We start from the raw sequence: 22,097 nt of genomic DNA on the forward strand, positions 1-22,097 counted from the left end.
TTATCATAATTGTGTCAATCTAGAGTTGTATCATAGGTCTAAAAAACCCCCATACTTTGACCAAACGATTATTGCATCAGACAATCCATAAAAATTCTTTCCTTTCACACAGGGAAACTCAACACCAAATAACTCCATTTTATGACCACCCAACCTCGAATCCGACGTTAACTCCATATCGATTATCAGGTCTATACGTGCTTCTGTAGTTAACGGAACGTTTATCAAACCCAAACCCCGCACCTCTAACGCGCCTGGCAATGATGGAGGTTTTGTCATCATCAATATTTTATTTTTCACCTGCAAATGAGCCCTGTCATCACAAACGAGCTGAGCTCCGTTAGCAACGAGCGATAATGCTAGAGAAGATTTTCCTGAACCTGATTCACCTAGAATTAGTATGCCCTTGTTTTCAAAACACACACCACTGGCATGAATGTTTTTTGTTTTAAGAATATTTTTCAAATTGGGGTCCCCAAAATAATGTGATTAGTATAAAAAAGTAACCTCACAATTTTAAAAAGTTAATATCGTTTTAGAGAACAAGACAACATTCTGAAATAGGATAAGATTACTATCCAGAAATTCGAAGGTTAAAAACTGCACATATGGTTAATTTGAAAACAAATACTTGATTTTTTAATGCTTACTTATTATCAGCGCTGAAAAATCATACTCAGGTTCAAAAATAAGGAAAAATTTTCGATGGCAAAGGAAAAATTTGATCGTAGTAAACCGCACTGCAACATTGGAACGATTGGTCACGTGGACCATGGTAAGACAACACTGACAGCCGCGATTACAAAATACTTTGGTGATTTTCAGGCATATGACCAAATTGATGGTGCCCCGGAAGAAAAAGCGCGTGGGATAACAATCTCAACTGCTCACGTAGAGTATGAGACGGATAATCGTCACTATGCACACGTCGACTGTCCAGGTCACGCTGACTATGTTAAGAACATGATTACTGGTGCTGCCCAGATGGACGGAGCCATTTTGGTTGTTAATGCTGCAGATGGTCCAATGCCGCAGACACGTGAACATATTTTGTTAGGTCGCCAAGTTGGTATTCCTGCGATGGTTGTTTTCATGAATAAAGTAGACCAGGTGGACGACGAAGAATTGCTTGAATTGGTTGAAATGGAAATTCGTGAATTGCTAAGTGCGTATGATTTTCCAGGTGACGATATTCCTATCATAGCTGGCTCTGCGCTAGCAGCGATGGAAGGTCGTGACGCAAATATTGGGGAAGATAAAATCAAAGAGCTTATGGCTGCTGTTGATGAATATATTCCACAACCACCACGTGCAGTTGATGAGCCATTCTTAATGCCGATTGAAGATGTGTTCTCTATCTCTGGTCGGGGTACTGTTGTTACAGGTCGTGTTGAGCGCGGTGTAATCAATGTTGGTGACGAAATAGAAATCGTTGGTATCCGTGACACATCAAAAACAACTTGTACTGGTGTTGAAATGTTCCGCAAACTACTTGATCGTGGTGAAGCAGGTGACAATATTGGTGCGTTACTTCGCGGTGTTGACCGTGAGGGCGTTGAGCGTGGTCAGGTTTTGTGTAAACCAGGTTCAGTTACACCTCACACCAAGTTTGAGGCAGAGGCATATATTTTGACTAAAGATGAAGGTGGAAGACATACGCCATTCTTTGCAAATTACCGTCCTCAATTTTACTTCCGTACCACTGACGTAACTGGGACTGTAGTATTACCAAGCGGAACTGAAATGGTTATGCCGGGTGACAACTTGAAGTTCACTGTTGAGCTGATAGCGCCTATCGCAATGGAAGAAAAACTAAGGTTTGCTATTCGAGAAGGCGGACGTACCGTCGGATCAGGCGTCGTCGCCAAAATTATCGAATAGTCATCAAAATAATATGTAAAGCTCACTTCAGTGAGCTTTACTAAACATTGGGGAAACCCAGTAAGGTTCGAAGAAGTAATGAGATGCCCTCATTCCCTCCTCTCAACTTTAACGTCGGTTAAAAAGGCAAGGTAAAATGCAAAGCCAAAACATCCGTATTAGGTTAAAAGCCTTCGACTATCGTGTTCTAGATGCAAGTACACAAGAGATAGTAAATACTGCGAAGCGAACGGGTGCGTCTGTTCGAGGTCCTATTCCACTTCCGAACAAGATTGAAAAATTCACTGTTCTTCGTGGGCCGCATGTTAACAAAAAGTCGCGCGATCAATTTGAAATACGCACTCATAAGCGGCTATTAGACATAGTTGACCCAACACCACAGACTGTAGATGCTCTTATGAAGTTAGATCTCGCAGCTGGTGTTGATGTTCAAATTTCTGTTTAGGAGGGCAAAATGCGCTCTGGTATTATAGCTAAGAAAGTTGGAATGACGCGGCTATTCATGGGAGATGGTAAGCAGATACCTGTTACCGTCCTTCAGATGGATAAGCTGCAAGTAGTGGCTCAGCGAACTAATGAACAGCACGGATATAATGCGGTTCAACTTGGTGCAGGTTCTGTCAAAGCAAAAAACGTTTTGAAGCCTGTGCGCGGTCAATTTGTTGTCGCAAAAGTTGAGCCAAAGCGGAAGCTCGCTGAGTTTCGGGTAGCTCCAGAAAACTTAATTGAGGTGGGAGCAGAGATAACTGCAGACCACTATGTCGAGGGACAATTTGTAGATGTCTCGGGGACATCGATAGGTAAAGGTTTCGCAGGAGCCATGAAACGCCACAATTTTGGCGGCTTAAGAGCTTCTCACGGCGTCTCTATAAGTCACAGATCTCATGGATCAACTGGTCAGTGTCAAGGGCCAGGAAAAGTCTTTAAAGGCAAGAAGATGGCAGGGCATATGGGAGCCGTCAGAGTTACCACTCAGAATCTTCAAGTAATGAAGACAGATGTTGAGCGTGGTCTCATAATGATAAAAGGTGCTGTGCCTGGTTCTAAAGGTGGTTGGGTCACTATTAAAGACTCCGTCAAAAAACCTCTTGTAGATAATGTGCCTTTTCCTGCTGCTCTTCGCTCTGAGGGAGCAAAAGTCGATGAAGCACCACAGCCAGAGGGAGGTGAGGCATGAAAATTGATGTAATAAAATTGGATGGAAAAAAAGCTGGTTCAGTTGAGTTAGTGGATGACGTTTTTGGTTTAGAGCCGAGAGCAGATATTTTACAGAGAGTCGTTAGATGGCAGCGCAATGGTTCCCAGGCTGGTACTCATAAGGTAAAAACCCGGCGAGAAGTCAGTTACTCGACAAAGAAAATCTATCGTCAAAAGGGTACAGGTGGAGCCCGACATGGTTCTCGACGTGCTCCTATTTTTCGTAAAGGTGGCATTTATAAGGGTCCAACCCCGCGGAGCCATGCTTTTGATTTGCCAAAGAAAGTTAGAAGGTTGGGTCTTAAACTAGCATTGTCAGCTAAGGCTAAGTCCGGTTCAATAGTAGTGATTGACCAAGCCCAAAGTTCGGGCAAGACAACTGATCTTGCTAAACAAGTTAAAAACCTTGGATGGAAACGCGCATTGGTTATCGACGGATCGTCTGTTAATGACACATTTGCCAAGGCAGTTCAGAATATAGAGGGACTGGATGTGTTGCCGTCGATCGGTGCTAACGTTTACGACATTTTGAAGCGTGAGACACTTGTTATTACCAAAGCCGGTATAGAGGCATTGGAGGCTCGTTTAAGATGAGTGTAAAAGCAGAACATTATGATATTATCCGAAAGCCCTTAGTTACAGAAAAATCTACTATGGCATCGGAAAACGGTGCGGTCGTGTTTGAGGTTTCTATTGATAGTAACAAGCCCCAAATTAAAGAAGCCGTCGAAGCATTATTTGGTGTTAAAGTTAAGGCTGTGAACACCTCTATTACAAAAGGAAAGAAAAAGCGTTTTAGGGGCGTCGTTGGACGTCGTAAGGATGTAAAGAAGGCCTTTGTAACATTGGAGGACGGAAACACTATTGACGTAACTACCGGTCTTTGACCGAGTTAAGTAATGATTTTTGGACGTATTTGCATGGTGTTTAAATACAAACATGAAACAAAAGTTTCAAAGCCCTAGACCTTTTTTATAAAGGTAGCTATACGTCCTTCGCTAAAGCAATCAAGATTCGTTTTGATTTGCTTCAAATTGGCCACCTCAGGGGGGCTTTACCATAGGCAGAGTATTACTTTGTCTTACAAGCAAACGGAAGACAGAAAGCATGGCACTAAAGTCGTACAAACCAACGACGCCGGGCCAGCGAGGGCTGGTACTGATTGACCGTTCGGAGCTTTGGAAAGGACGTCCAGTTAAGTCTCTCACAGAGGGACTGACAAAATCTGGCGGTCGGAACAATACCGGACGTATAACATCTCGCCGACGTGGTGGTGGAGCTAAGAGGCTCTACAGAATAGTTGATTTCAAAAGAACTAAATTTGATGTGCCGGCGACGGTTGAACGGATCGAGTTTGACCCTAACAGAACGGCTTTCATAGCTTTGGTTAAATACAAGGATGGTGAGCAGGCCTACATTTTAGCTCCTCAAAGGCTCGCTGTTGGCGACACAGTAGTCGCATCTTCAAAAGCAGATATAAAACCCGGTAATGCTATGCCGTTTTCAGGTATGCCAATTGGTACTATAATTCATAATATCGAATTGAAGCCCGGAAAGGGCGGTCAAATTGCGAGAGCGGCTGGTACTTATGCTCAATTTGTTGGTCGTGACGGTGGCTATGCACAAATTCGGCTTTCGTCTGGTGAGCTACGCATGGTTCGGCAAGAGTGTATGGCAACAATTGGAGCGGTTTCTAATCCAGATAATTCGAACCAGAACTACGGTAAAGCAGGTCGAATGCGTCATAAAGGCATTCGTCCTTCTGTCCGGGGTGTTGTTATGAATCCGATTGATCACCCCCATGGTGGTGGTGAAGGTCGTACGTCCGGGGGTCGGCATCCTGTGACTCCATGGGGAAAACCTACTAAAGGCAAGCGTACGAGAAATACAAACAAAGCGTCGCAGAAATTAATTATTCGCTCGCGGCACGCAAAGAAGAAAGGGCGCTGATAGATGTCACGTTCATTATGGAAGGGACCCTTTGTCGATGCTCATGTGCTTAAAAAAGCTGAAGCAGCTCGCGAAAGTGGTCGAAATGATGTTATTAAAATTTGGTCCCGTAGATCTACTATTCTTCCGCAATTCGTCGGTTTAACATTTGGTGTTTATAACGGTAGAAAGCATGTCCCGGTGTCGGTTTCTGAGGATATGATCGGTCAAAAGTTTGGTGAATACTCTCCAACTCGTACTTATTACGGTCACGGTGCTGACAAAAAAGCTAAACGAAAGTAAAGACCATGGGAAAAGAAAAAAATCCTCGCCGTGTGGCAGATAATGAAGCAATGGCAAAATTGCGCATGTTGAAGACGAGCCCCCAAAAGCTTAATTTACTTGCTGGCCTGATCCGTGGAAAGAAAGTTGATAGGGCATTAAATGATTTGACCTTTAGCAAAAAAAGAATTGCGGCGGATGTTAAAAAGTGTCTTCAGTCAGCAATCGCTAACGCTGAAAATAACCATAATTTAGATGTTGATGAACTAATTGTTTCTGAGGCATATGTCGGGAAGAATTTGACAATGAAACGTGGTCGACCAAGAGCTCGTGGTCGTTTTGGGCGTATCATTAAACCTTTCTCAGAAATAACAATTAAAGTGCGTCAATTAGAGGAGCAGGCTTAATGGGTCAGAAAGTTAATCCAATAGGAATGCGGCTACAAGTAAATCGCACTTGGGATAGTCGTTGGTACGCAGATACGAAGGATTATGGGGATTTACTTTTGGAAGACCTCCGTATGCGTGATTTTATTAGGGAAGAGTGTTCTCAGGCAGGCGTGGCTCGAGTAATAATTGAGCGCCCTCACAAGAAATGTCGCGTTACAATTCATACAGCCCGACCTGGTGTCATAATTGGAAAAAAAGGTGCTGATATCGAGACTTTACGTCAGAAACTAGCAAACATGACTGATTCCGATTTACATCTCAATATCGTAGAAGTGCGAAAGCCAGAGTTAGACGCCCAACTGGTTGGTGAAAGTATTGCCCAGCAGTTAGAACGCCGTGTTTCTTTCCGAAGGGCAATGAAACGTGCAGTTCAGAATGCGATGAGAATGGGCGCTTTAGGAATTCGGGTTAACGTTGCTGGGCGTCTTGGAGGAGCCGAGATAGCCAGAACGGAATGGTACCGAGAGGGTCGGGTTCCTTTACATACACTTAGAGCTGACGTTGATTACGCCAATGTAGAGGCTTCCACGCCATATGGTATAATTGGGATCAAGGTTTGGATATTTAAAGGTGAGATTATGGAACATGATCCACAGGCTCGAGACCGACGTGCACAAGAGCTTCAAGATGGACCGGCACCGCGCGGTGCGTCGACCCGCCGGTAAGGAGATAGGAAATGTTGCAACCAAAGCGTACAAAGTTTCGTAAAATGCACAAGGGTCGCATAAAAGGTGAGGCCAAAGGCGGATCTGACCTTAATTTTGGGACTTATGGGCTTAAGGCACTCCAGCCGGAACGAGTGACTGCTCGACAAATAGAGGCTGCCCGTAGAGCTATGACTCGTCATATGAAGAGACAAGGTCGGGTCTGGATTCGAATATTCCCAGATACACCAGTTACCTCAAAACCGACTGAAGTACGGATGGGTAAAGGTAAAGGTTCAGTAGATTTTTGGGCTGCCAAAGTGAAACCTGGCCGAGTTATGTTTGAGATTGATGGTGTGAACGATGAAATAGCAAGGGAAGCTTTGCGTTTGGCTGCAATGAAACTACCCATTAAATCTAGAGTTGTTGTTCGGGAAGATTGGTAATTTATTACGTTGGTTTTTTACCAATGCCAGTGTGGTAAAATCACGAATGCAATTTAAAAGAGATCTTTGATTAGTCCGACCACTTATAATTGAAACTAATCGATACTCTTTCGCCTTTTGAGCCATTCTGAAGTACTTCGTGTCTCAACCAGCTCTCCCATAAAAGTACTTGTCCTGCCACTGGATGGTGGCTATGAAAAGTTCTTAATTCAGTTCGTGCGTCTTTCTTTCGTGGTGGTGCTGACATCATAAATTGTAATCTGGGATCCTCAAACCGTATTTCGCCAGCCTCATTTGGAATTGATACATATGTCGTGCCTGAAATTACTGAATGTGGGTGAATATGCGAGCCGTGTGAACCGCCCTCATCAAGGATGTTGATCCACATGTCCTCCAAGACAATATTTCGATCATCAAGGTCAAAGTCTAACTTTTCTACAAAGTTTGCCACGTGACTGTCCAAAATATCTTTTAATTCACTAAAAATTGGGAACCGCCATGTTAGGTCTGAAAGTGAGGCATAGCTGGTATACCCGGAATATCCATTATTTTCGCACCATTGCTGGCCAGCTAGATCATCTTCCGCTATTGAGCGGCAAGATACTTCCAGCTCTGAAATATTTAATTCACCTACACTGGATAAGTTGGAGAGGTACAACTGCGTTGCGAATAATGGCGTTATCGACTTCATAGGATGTGTATAAACGAAGCTATTTTTTTTTAACAGTGATAATAAATTTTTCAATAGGTGTTGCCATTTAATAAATAAGACTGTATGTCGTCTCATCCGGATGTGGTTCGTCGGAATCGCAATTGTATAAATTAGGTAATGTCCACCAGATTATGAGTGACCCGCCTGGGGCTCACTGGTGTATGAAAAGGATAGGCTATGAAAGCCCAAGAGTTACGTGAAAAAACACCAGATCAGTTGCGTGAGCAGTTAGCTTCTTTGAAAAAAGAGTCTTTTAATCTGCGTTTTCAGCAGGCAACCGGTCAACTTGAAAATACTGCTCGTATGAGAACAGTCAAACGCGATACGGCGCGTGTTTTAACCGTTTTAAATCAGCAAGCAGATTCTGAGGAATAGGGAGTTAGAGATGCCAAAAAGGGTACTACAAGGTATTGTGACTTCTGATTCTAATGCTCAAACCGTTACCGTATCTGTTGAGCGTCGTTTTAAGCATCCGGTTATGCAAAAAACGATCCGGAAGTCCAAGAAGTATAGAGCCCATGATGAAAATAATACGTTCAAAGTGGGTGATGCGGTGCGCATAATGGAGTGTGCTCCGAAATCTAAAACAAAACGTTGGGAAGTGCTTGAAACTTAGTTTTTGAGCTTTCACGATTTAACGAAACCCTGGGGAAAAGGCAAAAGCATTAGCCCCTCATAGGTCGGGAGAAAATTTATGATCCAGATGCAAACTAATCTGGATGTCGCTGATAACTCAGGCGCTCGCCGTGTTCAGTGCATCAAAGTTCTAGGTGGCTCTAAGCGAAAATACGCCTCGGTTGGTGACGTGATTGTGGTATCCGTTAAGGAAGCTATCCCACGAGGTCGAGTAAAGAAGGGTGATGTTCGAAAAGCAGTTGTCGTGAGAACATCCAAAGAAGTGCGTCGAGAAGACGGCACAGCTATCCGATTTGATAGCAACGCTGCAGTAATTTTGAACAATAGTGGTGAACCAATCGGTACCCGGATTTTTGGTCCCGTGGTCAGAGAATTACGTGCCAAAAATTTTATGAAAATAATATCACTTGCACCGGAGGTGTTATAATGGCTGCTAAACTTAGAAAAGGTGATGAGGTCATTGTTCTTGCCGGAAAAGATAAAGGCAAAAAAGGGACAGTAACCTTGGTTGTGCCTAAAACTGGCAAAGCGATTGTTGATGGCGTTAACATGGCAATTCGCCACGAACGACAAACACAGACCACTCAAGGTGGGCGTTTGCCCAAAGCAATGCCTATTGATATTTCAAACTTATCTTTAATGGATAAAAACGGCAAAGCCACCCGCGTGGGTTTCAAAAATGAGGGTGGCAACAAAGTACGCGTGGCTAAGACAACGGGGGATGTTATCGATGCTTGATAAAGCAAATTATACACCGCGATTGCAGGACGAATATAAGACCAAAATTCGGGCCGCTATGAAGGAAGAATTTGGTTATAAGAACGACATGATGATACCGAAACTGGAAAAAATTGTATTAAACATCGGATGCGGGCGCGCTGCTGTTAAAGATAGTAAAAAGGCTAAATCGGCGCAAAACGATTTAACTTTGATCGCGGGGCAGCAGGCTATAATCACCCGAGCTAAAAAATCTATTGCTGGTTTTCGAGTTCGTGAGGATATGCCGATGGGTGCAAAAGTGACCCTGCGCGGTTCAAGGATGTACGAATTCATGGATCGATTGACTACTGTCGCAATGCCTAGAATAAGAGATTTTCGTGGCGTTTCAAGCAAGTCTTTTGATGGCAGGGGAAACTATGCTTTTGGGATAAAAGAGCATATTGTATTTCCGGAAATTGATTTCGATAAAATTGATGAGGACTGGGGCCTCGATGTGGTTATAACCACTACTGCTGAGACAGATGCAGAGGCCAAATCTTTGCTAGGGCATTTTAATATGCCATTTAGCAATTGAGCGCGAGAGGATTTTCTAAATGGCAAAAAAAGCAATGATTGAACGCGAAAAGAAAAGAGCGCGGTTGGTTAATAGATATGCAGCGAAGCGTGCCGAGTTAAAAGAAATCGCTAAAGATGAAAGCCTTCCAATGGAGGAGCGGTTCAAAGCGCGTTTGAAACTGGCTAAGTTACCGAGAAATTCAGCAGCTAATCGTATGCACAACCGTTGTCAGTTGACCGGAAGACCACATGCTTACTACAGAAAATTGAAGGTTTCTCGTATCGCTCTGCGGGAATTAGGTTCGTCTGGGCAAATGCCTGGAATGGTAAAGTCAAGTTGGTAGGAGAGAATAGATATGAATGATCCTATTGGTGATATGCTTACTAGAATGAGAAACTCTCAAATGAGAGGAAAGTCTACTGTTCTTACACCAGCCTCAAAAGTAAGGGCTTGGGTATTGGATGTTCTGTTAGATGAAGGTTACATCCGTGGTTATGAGAAGACGACTGACACTTTGGGGCATCCTATGTTGGAAATAAGTTTGAAGTATTATGATGGTTTGCCTGTGATAAGGGACATTAAACGCGTCTCGAAGCCTGGTAGGAGAGTTTATCTTGGTGTCAAGAATATTCCCCAAGTTAGGCAAGGTTTGGGTGTGTCGATTGTATCTACGCCTAAAGGAATAATGTCAGACGCGAACGCTCGTGCCAATAATGTTGGTGGCGAAGTTCTTTGTACGGTATTTTAAGGAGATTTTGAGATGTCGCGCATAGGAAAAAAGCCAGTAGAGCTTCCTTCAGGGGTAAGTGCTGCGGTTTCAGGGCAGACTATAGAGGTAAAAGGCCCTAAAGGTGTGAGAAGTTTTACCGCTTCGGATGATGTAACACTAGCGGTTGAAGAAGGAAAAGTTGTAGTGAGCCCCCGCGGTAAGTCGAAGCGGGCAAGGCAACAATGGGGTATGAGCCGTACGATGGTAGCAAATTGTGTTACTGGAGTTAGCGAAGGTTTCAAGAAAGAGCTTGAAATTCAGGGAGTTGGTTACCGTGCTCAAATGCAAGGCAATGTACTAAAGCTCAATCTTGGCTTGTCCCACGATGTGGACTATGCAGCTCCGCCAGATGTGACGGTGACGGCGCCGAAGCAAACAGAGATCGTGGTTGAGGGTATAGATGCTCAACGCGTGGGCCAAGTAGCAGCTAATATAAGAGAATGGAGAAAACCGGAGCCATATAAAGGCAAAGGTATTCGTTACAAAGGTGAATATATCTTCCGCAAAGAAGGTAAGAAGAAGTAGGGCAAACAAATGGCAAATTCCAAAAGGCAACTTTTTCTCAAACGACGCTTGCGCGTAAGGAATAAGTTACGAAAGGTTAACGCAGGGCGTGTGCGTCTTTCCGTGCATAGGAGTAATAAAAATATCAGTGCTCAATTAATTGATGATGTAAATGGTGTTACTTTAGCCGCTGCGTCATCTCTGGAGAAGAGCTTAGGTGTGGTTGGTAAAAACAACGTAGATGCATCTTCAAAAGTAGGAAAATTATTAGCAGACCGTGCCAAGAAAGCAGGTGTTGTGGAATGTTACTTCGACCGTGGTGGTTTTTTGTTCCATGGTGGAATTAAAGCTCTAGCAGATGCTGCCCGTGAGGGCGGCCTGAAATTTTAAGGAGACTCTTAAATATGGCAAAGGAACCCAATAATAAAGGTCGTCGTGATGAAGCTGCTCCTGAGTTTGCAGATCGTCTTGTGGCTATAAATCGTGTATCTAAAACGGTTAAGGGTGGTAAGCGTTTTGGTTTTGCAGCCTTGGTAGTTGTAGGTGACCAAAAAGGTCGAGTTGGCTTCGGAAAGGGCAAGGCGAAGGAAGTGCCGGAAGCCATAAGAAAAGCAACTGAGCAGGCCAAAAGAAATATGATCCGTGTTCCTCTGCGAGAGGGTAGAACATTGCACCATGATATGGAAGGTAGGCATGGTGCTGGTAAAGTGGTTATGAGAACTGCTCCAACAGGTACAGGAATTATCGCTGGTGGTCCGATGCGTGCTGTATTTGAAATGTTGGGTATTCAGGATGTTGTTGCTAAATCAATTGGGTCGCAGAATCCTTATAATATGATACGAGCTACTCTAGACGGATTAAAGAAAGAGGCTTCGCCAAGAATGGTGGCTCAGCGGCGTGGTAAGAAAGTAGCAGACATTCTTCGTCGTGATGAAGCTTCTTCTCAAGAAGCTGTTGAAGCATAGAGGAAGAGTGTGATGGCTAAAACAATAGTTGTAAAACAAATCGGATCTCCAATCCGACGCCCAGCTAAACAACGTCAAACATTAATAGGTTTGGGTCTAAACAAAATGCATAAAACTCGCGAGCTTGAGGATACACCGTCGGTGCGAGGCATGGTTAATAAGATTCCGCACTTAGTGGAGATTGTAGAGGAAAGAAGTTAAGGTTTCCCAGAGGTGTAGATCGGCTAAATCGATATTCTGGGTTACCGGTAGAAAGATAATTTACTCAATACTAAATTAAGGCTGTGTTTACCTCTTTCGTCGCAACCGGGAGGTAATTCCGGCAAAAGGAGAAGCGACATGAAACTCAATGAATTAAGAGATAATGAAGGCGCAGTTAAGAAAAAGAAACGCGTCGCTAGAGGTGTAGGTTCTGGCAAAGGAAAAACTGCTGGTAGAGGAATCAAAGGACAGAAATCACGTTCTGGCGTTTCCATAAATGGCTATGAAGGCGGGCAAATGCCCCTTTATCAAAGACTACCTAAGCGTGGTTTCAACAAGCCAAATAGAAAAAAATATGCCATTGTTAACCTTGGAATAATAGAAAAGTTTATCGAGGCTGGTAAGCTCAACGCAAAAACTGATATTACTGAGGATGTTCTTGTAGAGTCCGGATTGGTAAGGCGAAAGTTGGATGGTGTGCGAGTTCTTTCCAAGGGCGACATAAAATCCAAGATTAATATAGCAGTTACCGGGGCGTCTAAATCAGCGATCGAGGCTGTAAAGAAGGCAGGGGGTAGCTTGACATTGACGTCGGAAACTTCAAACTAATCGAAGTTGAGCTTGCCGGTTAGAAAATCGGTCACTTTTTACAGTGCTGCTAGAATTAATTAGGATTATGTTTTTTAACAGTGAGAGATAAATGGTATCTGCAGTAGAGCAAATGGCAGCAAATACAAGTTGGTCGGCTTTGGGTAAGGCCACTGAGCTTCGTAGTCGTATATTATTTACACTTGGTTTATTGATTGTGTATCGGTTGGGCACATTTATCCCAGTCCCAGGGATAGATGGTGTTGCTTTAAGAGACTTCATGGAGCAAGCGCAGTCAGGCATCGGTGGCATGCTGACTATGTTTACTGGAGGTGCCCTTGGTCGGATGGGTATCTTTGCTTTGGGAATTATGCCGTATATCTCTGCGTCAATTATAGTTCAATTATTAACCTCTATGGTCCCCTCTTTGGAACAGTTGAAAAAAGAGGGAGAGCAGGGCAGAAAGAAAATAAATCAATATACGCGTTATGGTACTGTCGCATTAGCAACCTTGCAGGCATATGGTCTTGCTGTGAGCCTCGAAAGTGGCGACCTGGTTACTGACCCCGGTCTCTTTTTTAGGCTGTCATGTTTGATTACTTTGGTGGGTGGCACTATGTTTTTGATGTGGCTTGGCGAACAGATCACAGCTCGAGGAGTAGGTAACGGTATATCATTGATAATCTTCGTTGGAATTATCGCTGAAGTTCCAGCAGCGCTGGCTCAATTTTTTGCATCTGGCCGATCTGGAGCATTAAGTCCTGCGGTTATAATTGGCGTGATTGTAATGGTAATTGCAACCATCGCTTTTGTGGTTTTTATGGAGAGAGCCTTGCGAAAGGTTTTGATTCAATATCCAAGACGGCAAGTTGGTATGAAAGTAATGGAGGGCCAGAATTCTCATTTACCGATCAAGGTAAATCCGGCTGGTGTGATACCGGCAATTTTTGCCAGTTCTTTGCTGCTACTTCCAACTACAGTTAGTACGTTTTCCGGATCTCAGACCGGACCAATAATGTCTACCATACTTGCATATTTTGGACCTGGTCAGCCTTTGTACTTGGCATTTTTTACCTTAATGATTGTATTTTTTGCTTATTTCTACACATTCAACGTTTCCTTCAAACCTGATGATGTTGCTGAGAATTTAAAAAATCAAAATGGGTTTATTCCTGGAATTAGGCCAGGTAAAAAAACTTCAGAGCATTTGGAATATGTTTTAAATAGGGTTCTGGTGCTTGGAGCTGCATATCTTGGCGGAGTTTGTTTGCTTCCGGAGATCCTCAGAGGCCAGTTTGCGATACCTTTTTACTTTGGAGGAACATCAGTCTTAATTGTAGTATCAGTGACCATGGATACCATTCAACAAGTTCAAAGCCATTTGTTGGCTCATCAATATGAAAGCCTGATTCAGAAATCTCAATTAAGGGGTAAATCACGCAGTAAAAGGCGCCGGGGGGCAGCCCGTAAATGAATATCATACTGCTAGGACCTCCTGGTGCAGGTAAGGGGACACAAGCTCAATTTTTAGTTGGGTCTCTGGGCATGGTTCAGTTGTCAACGGGTGATATGCTTCGTGAGGCAAAGGATAGTGGAACCGAAATGGGTAAGCTCGTTGCTGAAGTAATGTCGCGAGGCGACTTGGTCACTGATGACATTGTAATAGGTCTAATTAAAGAAAAGCTGGATGGGGAAAAAGGTGCTGGTTTCATATTTGACGGTTTCCCGCGGACACTGGCTCAGGCAGATGCTTTAGGTGCTTTGCTCAATGACTGTAATATCGAGTTGGATAGCGTTATTGAGATTCAAGTTGATGATAAAGCATTGATAAAAAGAATAACTGGAAGATCAACGTGCGGTGGTTGTGGCCAGGTCTATCATGATGAAACGAAACCTTGGCCTATGGACGGAAAGTGCGGCACTTGCGGTAGTAATGATGTAAAGCGACGAGCTGACGATAATGAGGAAAGCTTAAAACAGCGATTAATGGAGTATTATAAGAAGACTTCTCCGCTCTTGGGGTATTACTTTGCGAAAGGAAACCTCGTTTCTATCGATGGTCTGCTATCCATGAATGAGGTCCGTGATAGCCTTAAAAAAGTTCTCAACAAAGAATAACATATTGGGTTAAATTCAATATTTTTATACTTAAGCCTTGACGTAGATCTAAAATGCTCATAGGCACCCATAGTCCTATATGGAATCGGCTGTGATACATAACAAATCCACTTTATAAGGTGGTAGCGGAAGCAACAAATATTAGAGTTTTCGCGTTGTGAAAAAAGGTTCTGGTTTTACGGAACCGCAACGAAAGGAAAGAAATGGCACGGATCGCCGGTGTAAACATCCCGACAAGTAAGCGGGTACCGATAGCTCTTACTTATATTCACGGAATTGGATCATCAATAGCGAACGAAATATGTGACGCTGTGAAGATTGATAAATCAAGACGTATTAACGAACTTTCAGATGCGGAAATACTCGCAATGCGCGAGCATATAGATGCAAACTTCACCGTTGAGGGTGATTTGCGTCGCGAAGTGCAAATGAACATTAAGAGACTTATGGATTTGGGCTGCTACCGTGGTCTTCGACATCGCCGAAACCTGCCTGTTCGTGGTCAGCGCACTCATACTAATGCAAGAACTCGTAAGGGTCCTGCAAAAGCTATTGCTGGCAAGAAGAAGTAGGGAGGGCGATCAATGGCACGCGAAACACGTCGTGGAACTAAGAAGAAGGTCATCAAAAATATTGCAGCTGGGGTTGCTCACGTAAATTCTTCTTTTAATAACACAAAAATATTAATCTCTGATGTTCAGGGAAACGCTATAGCTTGGTCTTCAGCTGGTACTATGGGTTTTAAAGGTTCTCGTAAATCGACACCTTATGCAGCTCAAATGGCAGCAGAGGACGCAGGCCAAAAAGCTCAAGAGCACGGTGTTAAAACTCTAGAGGTTGAGGTGCAGGGGCCTGGATCTGGAAGAGAAAGTGCGCTTAGGGCATTAGCAGCGGTTGGTTTCAATATCACTTCAATCAGGGATGTTACGCCAATTGCGCACAACGGTTGTCGGCCGCCAAAAAGGCGCCGCGTTTAATTTAATTTGAATTTATTTTATAAATTCAGTTTCAGCATTTTAACCTCGGGCGCGTTTGATTTTACGGTCATGGAATCAACGCAAGAATGGAGGGACTCATGATCCACAAAAATTGGGCAGAGCTCATAAAACCAGCACAATTAGAAGTAAAATCTGGAAACGATCAGCTTAGACAAGCTACTATGATTGCCGAACCTCTTGAAAGAGGTTTTGGTTTAACCCTTGGAAATGCTCTTCGTCGTGTATTGATGAGTAGTCTTCAGGGTGCAGCCATAACAAGCGTTCAAATAGATAACGTTCTTCATGAATTCTCATCTATAACGGGTGTGAGAGAGGATGTTACAGACATAGTCCTGAACTTGAAGGGCGTAGATTTAAGAATGGAAGTTGAAGGGCCTAAGCGCTTATCTGTTAACGTTAAGGGGCCAGCTGTAGTAACAGCAGCCGATATATCCGATAGTGCGGGAATCGAAGTGCTAAATAAAGAACATGTGATCTGTCACTTGGATGACGGAGCCGATCTTTACATGGAATTAACGGTAAATACAGGCAAAGGCTACGTTCCCGCTGAAAAAAACAAACCGGAGGATGCCCCTATTGGTCTTATGCCGATTGATGCAATCTACTCTCCCGTTAAAAAAGTTTCTTACGATGTCCAGCCTACTAGGGAAGGCCAAGTTTTAGATTACGATAAACTTACGATGAAAGTTGAAACGGACGGTTCTATTTCGGCAGATGATGCGCTTGCCTTTGCAGCGCGTATTTTGCAAGATCAACTTTCTATCTTTGTAAATTTTGAGGAACCTGAGTCTGCAGATAGTGGTGATGACGATGATGGGTTGGAATTCAATCCTCTACTTCTCAAGAAAGTTGATGAGCTAGAGCTCTCTGTTAGATCTGCAAACTGTCTGAAGAATGACAATATAGTTTACATAGGCGATCTTATTCAAAAGACTGAGGCTGAAATGCTCAGAACACCTAACTTTGGTCGAAAGTCGCTTAACGAAATTAAAGAAGTATTGTCCGGAATGGGACTGCATCTTGGAATGGATGTGGAAGATTGGCCCCCAGACAACATTGAAGAGCTTGCTAAGAAATTTGAGGATAACTTCTAATTACTAAATGCCCAGATTTCTGGGGAAATTAGGGCAAAAGCCCCAAGGAGAGTGGCTGGCACGCACCGGCCGCCGGACAAAGAAAAAATTATAGGAGATATAAATGCGTCATTCTAAAGGCTATCGCCGCTTAAACCGGACTCATGAGCACCGAAAAGCTTTATTTGCTAATATGGCTGGCTCGTTGATAGAGCATGAGCAGATAAAAACTACACTTCCGAAAGCAAAAGAATTGCGTCCAATTGTGGAGAAATTAATAACTTTAGCCAAACGAGGCGATTTGCACGCAAGACGCTTAGCAGCTTCGCAGCTAAAGGAAGATCAATATGTAACAAAGCTATTTGATATTCTTGGACCACGCTATATTGAGCGCAAAGGTGGTTATACTAGAGTATTGCGGGCTGGGTTTCGTTACGGTGATATGGCCCCAATGGCGATAATTGAATTTGTTGACCGCGATCTTGCGGCAAAGGGAGCCGCTGACAAAGCGAGGGTTGCAGAAGAAGAGAGCGCTGAAGAAGCATAAAAAAAGTTTTATTTATTTTGATTGGACCCCAGCTTACTGGCTGGGGTTTTTTTTGTCTCATTTTTAAATATAATATTCGCGAAAACTTTAGAGATTTATAAGATGTATGCCATTCTAGTTTGGGTTTTTGTTAGTTTATCGTTTCCCTTAGTATTGTTTGCGGAAACGCGGATTCCATTAAATTCCAATGAAATAACTCTTAGTTTTGCTCCTGTCGTCAAACGAGCAGCACCGGCAGTCGTAAATATCTATGCTAAAAGACTCGTCAATCAAAATAGGTCCCCTTTTCAGAATGATCCCTTTTTTAGGAGATTCTTTCAAAATAGAATGAACCCTCAGAAAAGGGTGCAAAACTCGCTAGGCTCTGGAGTCATTTTAACCGAGGATGGCTATGTGGTATCCAATTATCATGTGGTCGGAAATGCTTCTGATATTAGAGTGGTTCTAAATGATCGACGCCAGTTTACAGCCTCAGTAGCTTTAGCTGATGAAAAAAATGATTTAGCAATCTTAATTTTAGAAAATGCTGAAAATATGCCTTTTCTTCCGCTTAGAGAGGATGAAGCAGTAGCAGTAGGTGAGTTGGTTTTGGCTATAGGTAATCCATTTGGTGTTGGCCAAACCGTTACAAGTGGTATTATCTCGGGGTTGGCTCGGTCTGGCACGGCTGATGGCTCTGGTCGTGGATATTACTTACAAACCGATGCAGCAATAAACCCTGGCAACTCAGGTGGAGCATTGGTGGATATAAATGGATCGCTAGTTGGAATAAATACCTCTATTTTAACAAGATCTGGTGGTTCAAATGGTATTGGCTTTGCTATACCTGCCGCTTTTGTGCGTGAATTCTTACGTCAGGCAAAAAGCGGCGTAAAAAAATTTGAACAGCCTTGGTTAGGTGTTTTTGGTCAGGCAATTACTCCCGAATTAGCAGATGCTCTCCAATTAGACGGTTTTGATGGAATGGTGATTTCAGCCTTGCATGAGAAAAGCCCGCTTAGTTTAGCAGGATTGTCTACAGGTGACGTAGTGGTTTCAGTAGATAATTATGCAGTAAATGGTCCGGCAGAAATGCTATATCATTTAACTGTAGCTGGGATCGGTTCGCAGTCTAAACTAACGATCGTATCCGGTGGGCAAAGGCGTGATCTTTGGATCGAATTGAAGCCGGCACCAAATGATCCACCAAGTAAATTGAAGCGGTTGCCCAAAACATCACCTCTTAGAGATTTGACCGTGAGAATAATAAATCCTGCGGTACAACAAGAAATGGGTTTAGGGCTTAATACAAGTGGAATAGTAATCGTGGAGCCAGGACTAAGTGGTTCCCGTTTAGGCTTTCAATCAGGTGACATAATTGAAGAAATAAATGGAACCCGTTTAACTGCTGCTGAACAAATAGATGAATTAATAGGAAGTATTAGTCGCTCGGGTCAATTTATTATTTCTCGTGATGGGCAGAGACTCATAATACGATACCGAACATGATGGATTTGTTTGACAAAGACACGAAAGACGCAGTGGATAATAATTCCCAAAAAAACATTCCCCTCGCAGAAAAACTTCGACCAAAGGTTTTGGATGAAGTAATCGGACAAGAGAAGATCCTCGCGTCTGATGGCCAACTTAAGTCAATGGTAAAAAGTGGCCAATTATCGTCAATAATCTTCTGGGGGCCGCCTGGAGTTGGGAAAACCACTCTTGCTCGAGTAATCGCAAATGAAGTTAGTGCTCACTATGAGGAGATAAGTGCTATTTTTTCAGGCGTTTCTGATTTAAAGAAATTACTGACTGCAGCAACTGTTAGGCATTCAAATGGCTCAAAAACAATCTTATTCGTAGATGAAATTCATCGATTTAATAAATCCCAGCAGGATAGTTTTCTGCCTTATATGGAAAATGGAACTATTACCCTGATCGGTGCAACAACTGAAAACCCATCTTTCGAATTGAATTCAGCGTTGTTATCTAGGTCTAATGTGATCCTTCTCGAAAGACTTAATGCGGAAGACCTACGAAAGATTTTTAATCGTGCTATAGGTTTTATGGGTAATGCACCTATTTTTTCAGATGATGCAATTTCTCTTATAATTCATATGTCCAATGGCGACGGACGGGCGTTGATAAATCTTTTGGAGCTAGTTGGGTCCTGGAAAGATAATGGCACTGTTGATGCGCATGATCTAAAAACCAAACTTTCGCAAAGAGCCGCGAATTATGATAAAAAAGGCGATGAGCATTATAATCTAATTTCTGCTTTGCACAAATCTATTAGAGGGTCTGATCCAGACGCGGCTATTTATTGGTTGGCGAGAATGTTAGAAGGTGGGGAAGACCCATCTTACATCTGTAGACGCTTGGTGAGAATAGCCTCGGAGGATATTGGCCTTGCTGACCTCCATGCATCATCAATATGTATAGAGGCCTGGCAGTCATATGAGAGGGTTGGAAGCCCTGAAGGTGATTTGTCATTGGCGCGAGCGGTTTGCTATCTCGCACTCGCTCCAAAATCAAACGCAGTTTATACGGCATTCAGTGCCGCTCGACACTTAGCCAAAGAAACTGGGTCAATTCCGCCACCAAGACACATTCTCAATGCACCTACGCAACTTATGAAAAACAATGGCTATGGGGATGGGTATATTTATGACCATGATAGTGAAAATGCATTTTCGGGGCAAAACTTTTTTCCTGACGAGCTATCAGGACAGGTCTTCTATAGTCCAGTTGAGAGAGGATTTGAGCGTGAACTTAAAAAAAGGCTCGCCTATTTCGAAAAACTCAGATCGAAACGTGATGAAAATATGTGATATTGACATTATTCCTTCTGAAACACACAAAGTTATGCGCGATCTTGCCCTAATAATCTGAGCGTCATTAAACTCTGTAGGATAATTTTTATGAGTGCTAAAATATTGGAAATTTCGGCATCCGATGACGATCAGCGGTTGGATCGATGGTTGAGGCGTAGTTTTCCGCAGCTTACTCAGGGTCGAATTGAGAAAATGTGTCGAAAGGGCGAGCTGAGAATAAATGGCAGTCGCTGTAAAGCCTCAAGCCGTTTAAAGGTTGGGCAAGCAGTAAGAATTCCGCCGTTAGGTAACTTAGAAGCAAGGTCTCCAAAACTTAGTAAACCACTGAGTGCAGATGATGCTAAGACAATAATGAATGCGGTTATTTACCGCGATGATTATCTTATAGCATTAAATAAACCTCCAGGAATTGCCACCCAGGGAGGTAGTAAGCAAGTAACACATATAGATGGGCTAACTGAGGCATTAAAATTTGGAATGGATGAGAAGCCAAGATTGGTACATCGTTTGGATAAAGAAACTTCAGGCGTATTGCTGTTGGCTCGTACTAGAAATGTTGCTAAGCATTTGTCGAAAGCCTTTCAACAGAAGAAGACACGTAAAATTTACTGGGCTGCTGTAGCGGGTGTGCCGACCCCAACTTTAGGAACAATTAACTATGGTCTAGTAAAGTCTTCTAATAAAGATTTTGAAAAAATGCGATGTGTACATCCGGGTGATGTAAAAAAGATAGATGGAGCCAAGCAGGCAGAAACTGACTATATGGTTTTGACACAACTTGCTAAACGCGGTTCGTGGTTGGCAATGGTTCCAGTCACAGGTCGAACACATCAACTTAGGGCTCATATTGCTGAATTAGGTCATCCGATTATTGGTGACAAAAAATATGGCAATATGAGTCGGCAAAATTTAGGTGATGGATGGGGCGCTAAACTTGGGGGTGATCTTAGTGACGATCTACATCTTCATGCCCGTTATTTAAAACTGGAACACCCCATAACAAAAAAACCCCTGGAATTAGTTGCTGATTTGCCTCCTCATATGGCACACACATGGAAAACATTTGAGTGGAGTAGTAAAGACTTCTCTGATGATCCATTTTCAGATTTCTTGGAATAACTATTTGAGTAGTCATGAGTACTTACAAATGCTTTTGTCCTTAGATTGGAAATGTAATGAGTGAATGGAAGATTAAGCGCACGTGGGATAATGTTGAAGTGAAGCAAACTGAAGCTGGCTTTTTGGTTGCGCTGGATGACCGGCCAATCATCACACCTGCGAAAAATCCTCTTTTATTACCGTCCAACGCGTTAGCAAATAGGGTAGCAAATGAGTGGAAAGAGCAAGATAATGAAGTTATTCCTGCAAAAATGCCTTTTACTAGATTATCCAATTCAGCTTTAGACAAAGTCTCGGTACAATTTAAGGAAGTTGCAGATATTTTGTCTGAATTCGGCGAAACTGATCTATTTTACTATCGAGCCAGTAGTCCAGCTGCACTAATCAAAAAACAAACTACTGCTTGGGATCCATTTTTAAATTGGGTTAAAAATTCCATGAATGTCAGTGTGAATGTTTCTTCTGGCGTTATGTTCATAGAGCAAGATGACGGTGAAATGGATAAATTAAATGCTCCAATTTATAATATGACACCGTTTCAGCTAGCTGGTTTCCATGAGATTGTTACTATTTTGGGCAGTTTAATAGGTGCTTATGCCGTTGTTAATAATGCATTTATGGCAGACCAAGTTTGGTCTGCATCTCGCGTAGACGAAGAATGGCAAATAGAACAGTGGGGCAGCGATGAAGAAGCGATGGCAGCTTCTGAAAAAAAATATAATGACTTTAAAATCGGGTGTGAATTTTTTCAAATATCGCTCTGAACCCATTTTTTTTCTCAAAATTATAAAAAAAACTAAAAATTATTAATATATTAACATTTGTGACCTTGACCTTTTAGGTCCATTTGGGACACACTCCCGGCACTTAGTTGGCTGGGTGCGTGCGTCTGACGCTAACGGGCCAGTTCAATTTTTTTAATGCCCTGATCAAGGGAAATTTAGGAAGAG

The 22,097-nt window shown here is 42.9% G+C and carries 34 protein-coding genes; 32 read left to right on the plus strand and 2 right to left on the minus strand.

What is annotated here, in order from left to right; all coding sequences use genetic code 11:
- Positions 1-30: 30 nt before the first annotated feature.
- The gene (locus tag ACTF5Q_RS03390) at positions 31-465 is read right to left on the minus strand and encodes an HPr kinase/phosphorylase (RefSeq protein WP_438953276.1); all 435 of its coding nucleotides are present in this window, start codon (positions 463-465) and stop codon (positions 31-33) included.
- A gap of 240 nt (positions 466-705) precedes the next feature.
- Between ACTF5Q_RS03390 and tuf the strand changes: the two genes are divergently transcribed.
- The 10 genes from tuf (at position 706) to rplP (ending at position 6,828) form a co-directional block, all read left to right on the plus strand.
- Positions 706-1,881: an elongation factor Tu gene (gene tuf, locus ACTF5Q_RS03395; RefSeq protein WP_438953268.1), complete on the plus strand. Its 1,176-nt coding sequence runs from the start codon at positions 706-708 to the stop codon at positions 1,879-1,881.
- Positions 1,882-2,017: 136 nt separating this feature from the next.
- On the plus strand, positions 2,018-2,326 hold the full coding sequence (gene rpsJ / locus ACTF5Q_RS03400; RefSeq protein ID WP_022571549.1) for a 30S ribosomal protein S10: 309 nt from the start codon (positions 2,018-2,020) through the stop codon (positions 2,324-2,326).
- Positions 2,327-2,335: 9 nt separating this feature from the next.
- Entirely contained in the window at positions 2,336-3,058 is a 723-nt protein-coding gene (gene rplC / locus ACTF5Q_RS03405) for a 50S ribosomal protein L3 (protein WP_438953277.1), read from the plus strand.
- Entirely contained in the window at positions 3,055-3,672 is a 618-nt protein-coding gene (rplD, locus tag ACTF5Q_RS03410; RefSeq protein ID WP_438953278.1) for a 50S ribosomal protein L4, read from the plus strand. The genes rplC and rplD overlap by 4 nt, the downstream gene beginning before the upstream one ends.
- Entirely contained in the window at positions 3,669-3,965 is a 297-nt protein-coding gene (locus ACTF5Q_RS03415; RefSeq protein WP_438953279.1) for a 50S ribosomal protein L23, read from the plus strand. Before rplD ends, ACTF5Q_RS03415 begins: the two co-directional genes overlap by 4 nt.
- A gap of 220 nt (positions 3,966-4,185) precedes the next feature.
- The gene (gene rplB, locus ACTF5Q_RS03420) at positions 4,186-5,028 is read left to right on the plus strand and encodes a 50S ribosomal protein L2 (RefSeq protein ID WP_153691227.1); all 843 of its coding nucleotides are present in this window, start codon (positions 4,186-4,188) and stop codon (positions 5,026-5,028) included.
- Positions 5,029-5,031: 3 nt separating this feature from the next.
- A complete protein-coding gene (gene rpsS / locus ACTF5Q_RS03425; RefSeq protein ID WP_153691228.1) occupies positions 5,032-5,310 on the plus strand; it encodes a 30S ribosomal protein S19 in 279 nt (92 codons plus the stop codon).
- Between the two features lie 5 nt (positions 5,311-5,315).
- Positions 5,316-5,696, plus strand: a complete 381-nt coding sequence (rplV, locus tag ACTF5Q_RS03430; RefSeq protein ID WP_438953280.1) for a 50S ribosomal protein L22 — start codon at positions 5,316-5,318, stop codon at positions 5,694-5,696.
- Positions 5,696-6,403 carry a 30S ribosomal protein S3 gene (gene rpsC / locus ACTF5Q_RS03435; protein ID WP_438953281.1) on the plus strand — a complete coding sequence of 236 codons (708 nt, stop codon included), beginning with the start codon at positions 5,696-5,698 and terminating at the stop codon, positions 6,401-6,403. The genes rplV and rpsC overlap by 1 nt, the downstream gene beginning before the upstream one ends.
- An 11-nt stretch (positions 6,404-6,414) precedes the next feature.
- A complete protein-coding gene (gene rplP, locus ACTF5Q_RS03440; RefSeq protein ID WP_156081866.1) occupies positions 6,415-6,828 on the plus strand; it encodes a 50S ribosomal protein L16 in 414 nt (137 codons plus the stop codon).
- Between the two features lie 70 nt (positions 6,829-6,898).
- Here rplP and ACTF5Q_RS03445 read toward each other — a convergent pair whose 3' ends face one another.
- A complete protein-coding gene (locus ACTF5Q_RS03445) occupies positions 6,899-7,519 on the minus strand; it encodes a TIGR02466 family protein (protein WP_438953323.1) in 621 nt (206 codons plus the stop codon).
- A gap of 198 nt (positions 7,520-7,717) precedes the next feature.
- Here ACTF5Q_RS03445 and rpmC point away from each other — a divergent pair, with 198 nt between their 5' ends.
- The 22 genes from rpmC (at position 7,718) to ACTF5Q_RS03555 (ending at position 21,911) form a co-directional block, all read left to right on the plus strand.
- On the plus strand, positions 7,718-7,915 hold the full coding sequence (gene rpmC / locus ACTF5Q_RS03450) for a 50S ribosomal protein L29 (RefSeq protein ID WP_438953282.1): 198 nt from the start codon (positions 7,718-7,720) through the stop codon (positions 7,913-7,915).
- A 10-nt stretch (positions 7,916-7,925) separates the two neighbouring features.
- Entirely contained in the window at positions 7,926-8,156 is a 231-nt protein-coding gene (gene rpsQ, locus ACTF5Q_RS03455) for a 30S ribosomal protein S17 (RefSeq protein ID WP_438953283.1), read from the plus strand.
- Between the two features lie 78 nt (positions 8,157-8,234).
- Positions 8,235-8,603, plus strand: coding sequence for a 50S ribosomal protein L14 (rplN, locus tag ACTF5Q_RS03460; protein WP_153691235.1), 369 nt, complete (start codon positions 8,235-8,237; stop codon positions 8,601-8,603).
- Positions 8,603-8,914 carry a 50S ribosomal protein L24 gene (rplX, locus tag ACTF5Q_RS03465; protein ID WP_438953284.1) on the plus strand — a complete coding sequence of 104 codons (312 nt, stop codon included), beginning with the start codon at positions 8,603-8,605 and terminating at the stop codon, positions 8,912-8,914. The genes rplN and rplX overlap by 1 nt, the downstream gene beginning before the upstream one ends.
- On the plus strand, positions 8,907-9,470 hold the full coding sequence (rplE, locus tag ACTF5Q_RS03470; RefSeq protein WP_438953285.1) for a 50S ribosomal protein L5: 564 nt from the start codon (positions 8,907-8,909) through the stop codon (positions 9,468-9,470). The genes rplX and rplE overlap by 8 nt, the downstream gene beginning before the upstream one ends.
- 19 nt (positions 9,471-9,489) lie before the next feature.
- A complete protein-coding gene (rpsN, locus tag ACTF5Q_RS03475; RefSeq protein ID WP_153903219.1) occupies positions 9,490-9,795 on the plus strand; it encodes a 30S ribosomal protein S14 in 306 nt (101 codons plus the stop codon).
- Positions 9,796-9,807: 12 nt separating this feature from the next.
- The gene (rpsH, locus tag ACTF5Q_RS03480; protein WP_438953286.1) at positions 9,808-10,200 is read left to right on the plus strand and encodes a 30S ribosomal protein S8; all 393 of its coding nucleotides are present in this window, start codon (positions 9,808-9,810) and stop codon (positions 10,198-10,200) included.
- Between the two features lie 12 nt (positions 10,201-10,212).
- Positions 10,213-10,746 carry a 50S ribosomal protein L6 gene (rplF, locus tag ACTF5Q_RS03485; RefSeq protein WP_438953287.1) on the plus strand — a complete coding sequence of 178 codons (534 nt, stop codon included), beginning with the start codon at positions 10,213-10,215 and terminating at the stop codon, positions 10,744-10,746.
- Positions 10,747-10,755: 9 nt separating this feature from the next.
- Positions 10,756-11,115: a 50S ribosomal protein L18 gene (gene rplR, locus ACTF5Q_RS03490; RefSeq protein ID WP_155538021.1), complete on the plus strand. Its 360-nt coding sequence runs from the start codon at positions 10,756-10,758 to the stop codon at positions 11,113-11,115.
- 14 nt (positions 11,116-11,129) lie between these two features.
- Positions 11,130-11,690, plus strand: coding sequence for a 30S ribosomal protein S5 (rpsE, locus tag ACTF5Q_RS03495; protein ID WP_438953288.1), 561 nt, complete (start codon positions 11,130-11,132; stop codon positions 11,688-11,690).
- Positions 11,691-11,702: 12 nt separating this feature from the next.
- Positions 11,703-11,891, plus strand: a complete 189-nt coding sequence (gene rpmD / locus ACTF5Q_RS03500) for a 50S ribosomal protein L30 (RefSeq protein WP_153691243.1) — start codon at positions 11,703-11,705, stop codon at positions 11,889-11,891.
- A gap of 138 nt (positions 11,892-12,029) precedes the next feature.
- Positions 12,030-12,500, plus strand: coding sequence for a 50S ribosomal protein L15 (gene rplO, locus ACTF5Q_RS03505; protein ID WP_438953289.1), 471 nt, complete (start codon positions 12,030-12,032; stop codon positions 12,498-12,500).
- A 91-nt stretch (positions 12,501-12,591) separates the two neighbouring features.
- On the plus strand, positions 12,592-13,953 hold the full coding sequence (gene secY, locus ACTF5Q_RS03510; protein WP_438953290.1) for a preprotein translocase subunit SecY: 1,362 nt from the start codon (positions 12,592-12,594) through the stop codon (positions 13,951-13,953).
- A complete protein-coding gene (locus ACTF5Q_RS03515; RefSeq protein ID WP_438953291.1) occupies positions 13,950-14,597 on the plus strand; it encodes an adenylate kinase in 648 nt (215 codons plus the stop codon). The genes secY and ACTF5Q_RS03515 overlap by 4 nt, the downstream gene beginning before the upstream one ends.
- A gap of 203 nt (positions 14,598-14,800) precedes the next feature.
- Positions 14,801-15,169, plus strand: coding sequence for a 30S ribosomal protein S13 (rpsM, locus tag ACTF5Q_RS03520; RefSeq protein ID WP_153903227.1), 369 nt, complete (start codon positions 14,801-14,803; stop codon positions 15,167-15,169).
- 12 nt (positions 15,170-15,181) lie between these two features.
- Positions 15,182-15,574, plus strand: coding sequence for a 30S ribosomal protein S11 (gene rpsK / locus ACTF5Q_RS03525; RefSeq protein ID WP_438953292.1), 393 nt, complete (start codon positions 15,182-15,184; stop codon positions 15,572-15,574).
- Between the two features lie 98 nt (positions 15,575-15,672).
- Complete coding sequence (locus ACTF5Q_RS03530) at positions 15,673-16,689, plus strand: DNA-directed RNA polymerase subunit alpha (protein WP_438953293.1); 1,017 nt, start codon at positions 15,673-15,675, stop codon at positions 16,687-16,689.
- 103 nt (positions 16,690-16,792) lie between these two features.
- Positions 16,793-17,215 carry a 50S ribosomal protein L17 gene (gene rplQ / locus ACTF5Q_RS03535; protein ID WP_438953294.1) on the plus strand — a complete coding sequence of 141 codons (423 nt, stop codon included), beginning with the start codon at positions 16,793-16,795 and terminating at the stop codon, positions 17,213-17,215.
- 102 nt (positions 17,216-17,317) lie between these two features.
- Complete coding sequence (locus ACTF5Q_RS03540; RefSeq protein WP_438953295.1) at positions 17,318-18,703, plus strand: trypsin-like peptidase domain-containing protein; 1,386 nt, start codon at positions 17,318-17,320, stop codon at positions 18,701-18,703.
- Complete coding sequence (locus ACTF5Q_RS03545; RefSeq protein WP_438953296.1) at positions 18,700-20,025, plus strand: replication-associated recombination protein A; 1,326 nt, start codon at positions 18,700-18,702, stop codon at positions 20,023-20,025. The genes ACTF5Q_RS03540 and ACTF5Q_RS03545 overlap by 4 nt, the downstream gene beginning before the upstream one ends.
- 90 nt (positions 20,026-20,115) lie before the next feature.
- Positions 20,116-21,147, plus strand: coding sequence for an RluA family pseudouridine synthase (locus ACTF5Q_RS03550; RefSeq protein WP_438953297.1), 1,032 nt, complete (start codon positions 20,116-20,118; stop codon positions 21,145-21,147).
- Between the two features lie 56 nt (positions 21,148-21,203).
- The gene (locus tag ACTF5Q_RS03555; RefSeq protein ID WP_438953298.1) at positions 21,204-21,911 is read left to right on the plus strand and encodes an ATP12 family chaperone protein; all 708 of its coding nucleotides are present in this window, start codon (positions 21,204-21,206) and stop codon (positions 21,909-21,911) included.
- Positions 21,912-22,097: the final 186 nt, after the last annotated feature.

Origin of the sequence: Candidatus Salinivivens marinus (assembly GCF_965655845.1) — a bacterium.
GTDB lineage: Bacteria > Pseudomonadota > Alphaproteobacteria > Rhodobacterales > Rhodobacteraceae > Salinivivens > Salinivivens marinus.

Bases quoted from the DNA above. Each gene is read 5' to 3' on its own strand.
- rplB (WP_153691227.1), top strand. From the start codon at position 4,186: ATGGCACTAAAGTCGTACAAACCAACGACGCCGGGCCAGCGAGGGCTG.
- rpsJ (WP_022571549.1), top strand. From the start codon at position 2,018: ATGCAAAGCCAAAACATCCGTATTAGGTTAAAAGCCTTCGACTATCGT.
- rpsQ (WP_438953283.1), top strand. From the start codon at position 7,926: ATGCCAAAAAGGGTACTACAAGGTATTGTGACTTCTGATTCTAATGCT.
- rplN (WP_153691235.1), top strand. From the start codon at position 8,235: ATGATCCAGATGCAAACTAATCTGGATGTCGCTGATAACTCAGGCGCT.
- ACTF5Q_RS03415 (WP_438953279.1), top strand. From the start codon at position 3,669: ATGAGTGTAAAAGCAGAACATTATGATATTATCCGAAAGCCCTTAGTT.
- rpmC (WP_438953282.1), top strand. From the start codon at position 7,718: ATGAAAGCCCAAGAGTTACGTGAAAAAACACCAGATCAGTTGCGTGAG.
- secY (WP_438953290.1), top strand. From the start codon at position 12,592: ATGGTATCTGCAGTAGAGCAAATGGCAGCAAATACAAGTTGGTCGGCT.
- rplE (WP_438953285.1), top strand. From the start codon at position 8,907: ATGCTTGATAAAGCAAATTATACACCGCGATTGCAGGACGAATATAAG.
- rpsK (WP_438953292.1), top strand. From the start codon at position 15,182: ATGGCACGCGAAACACGTCGTGGAACTAAGAAGAAGGTCATCAAAAAT.
- rplD (WP_438953278.1), top strand. From the start codon at position 3,055: ATGAAAATTGATGTAATAAAATTGGATGGAAAAAAAGCTGGTTCAGTT.
- ACTF5Q_RS03540 (WP_438953295.1), top strand. From the start codon at position 17,318: ATGTATGCCATTCTAGTTTGGGTTTTTGTTAGTTTATCGTTTCCCTTA.
- rpsH (WP_438953286.1), top strand. From the start codon at position 9,808: ATGAATGATCCTATTGGTGATATGCTTACTAGAATGAGAAACTCTCAA.
- ACTF5Q_RS03555 (WP_438953298.1), top strand. From the start codon at position 21,204: ATGAGTGAATGGAAGATTAAGCGCACGTGGGATAATGTTGAAGTGAAG.
- rpsS (WP_153691228.1), top strand. From the start codon at position 5,032: ATGTCACGTTCATTATGGAAGGGACCCTTTGTCGATGCTCATGTGCTT.
- rpsC (WP_438953281.1), top strand. From the start codon at position 5,696: ATGGGTCAGAAAGTTAATCCAATAGGAATGCGGCTACAAGTAAATCGC.
- ACTF5Q_RS03515 (WP_438953291.1), top strand. From the start codon at position 13,950: ATGAATATCATACTGCTAGGACCTCCTGGTGCAGGTAAGGGGACACAA.
- ACTF5Q_RS03550 (WP_438953297.1), top strand. From the start codon at position 20,116: ATGAGTGCTAAAATATTGGAAATTTCGGCATCCGATGACGATCAGCGG.
- rpsE (WP_438953288.1), top strand. From the start codon at position 11,130: ATGGCAAAGGAACCCAATAATAAAGGTCGTCGTGATGAAGCTGCTCCT.
- ACTF5Q_RS03530 (WP_438953293.1), top strand. From the start codon at position 15,673: ATGATCCACAAAAATTGGGCAGAGCTCATAAAACCAGCACAATTAGAA.
- rplF (WP_438953287.1), top strand. From the start codon at position 10,213: ATGTCGCGCATAGGAAAAAAGCCAGTAGAGCTTCCTTCAGGGGTAAGT.
- rpsM (WP_153903227.1), top strand. From the start codon at position 14,801: ATGGCACGGATCGCCGGTGTAAACATCCCGACAAGTAAGCGGGTACCG.
- rplO (WP_438953289.1), top strand. From the start codon at position 12,030: ATGAAACTCAATGAATTAAGAGATAATGAAGGCGCAGTTAAGAAAAAG.
- ACTF5Q_RS03445 (WP_438953323.1), bottom strand. From the start codon at position 7,519: ATGAAGTCGATAACGCCATTATTCGCAACGCAGTTGTACCTCTCCAAC.
- rpmD (WP_153691243.1), top strand. From the start codon at position 11,703: ATGGCTAAAACAATAGTTGTAAAACAAATCGGATCTCCAATCCGACGC.
- rplQ (WP_438953294.1), top strand. From the start codon at position 16,793: ATGCGTCATTCTAAAGGCTATCGCCGCTTAAACCGGACTCATGAGCAC.
- rplX (WP_438953284.1), top strand. From the start codon at position 8,603: ATGGCTGCTAAACTTAGAAAAGGTGATGAGGTCATTGTTCTTGCCGGA.
- rplP (WP_156081866.1), top strand. From the start codon at position 6,415: ATGTTGCAACCAAAGCGTACAAAGTTTCGTAAAATGCACAAGGGTCGC.
- ACTF5Q_RS03545 (WP_438953296.1), top strand. From the start codon at position 18,700: ATGATGGATTTGTTTGACAAAGACACGAAAGACGCAGTGGATAATAAT.
- rplV (WP_438953280.1), top strand. From the start codon at position 5,316: ATGGGAAAAGAAAAAAATCCTCGCCGTGTGGCAGATAATGAAGCAATG.
- rplC (WP_438953277.1), top strand. From the start codon at position 2,336: ATGCGCTCTGGTATTATAGCTAAGAAAGTTGGAATGACGCGGCTATTC.
- tuf (WP_438953268.1), top strand. From the start codon at position 706: ATGGCAAAGGAAAAATTTGATCGTAGTAAACCGCACTGCAACATTGGA.
- rpsN (WP_153903219.1), top strand. From the start codon at position 9,490: ATGGCAAAAAAAGCAATGATTGAACGCGAAAAGAAAAGAGCGCGGTTG.
- rplR (WP_155538021.1), top strand. From the start codon at position 10,756: ATGGCAAATTCCAAAAGGCAACTTTTTCTCAAACGACGCTTGCGCGTA.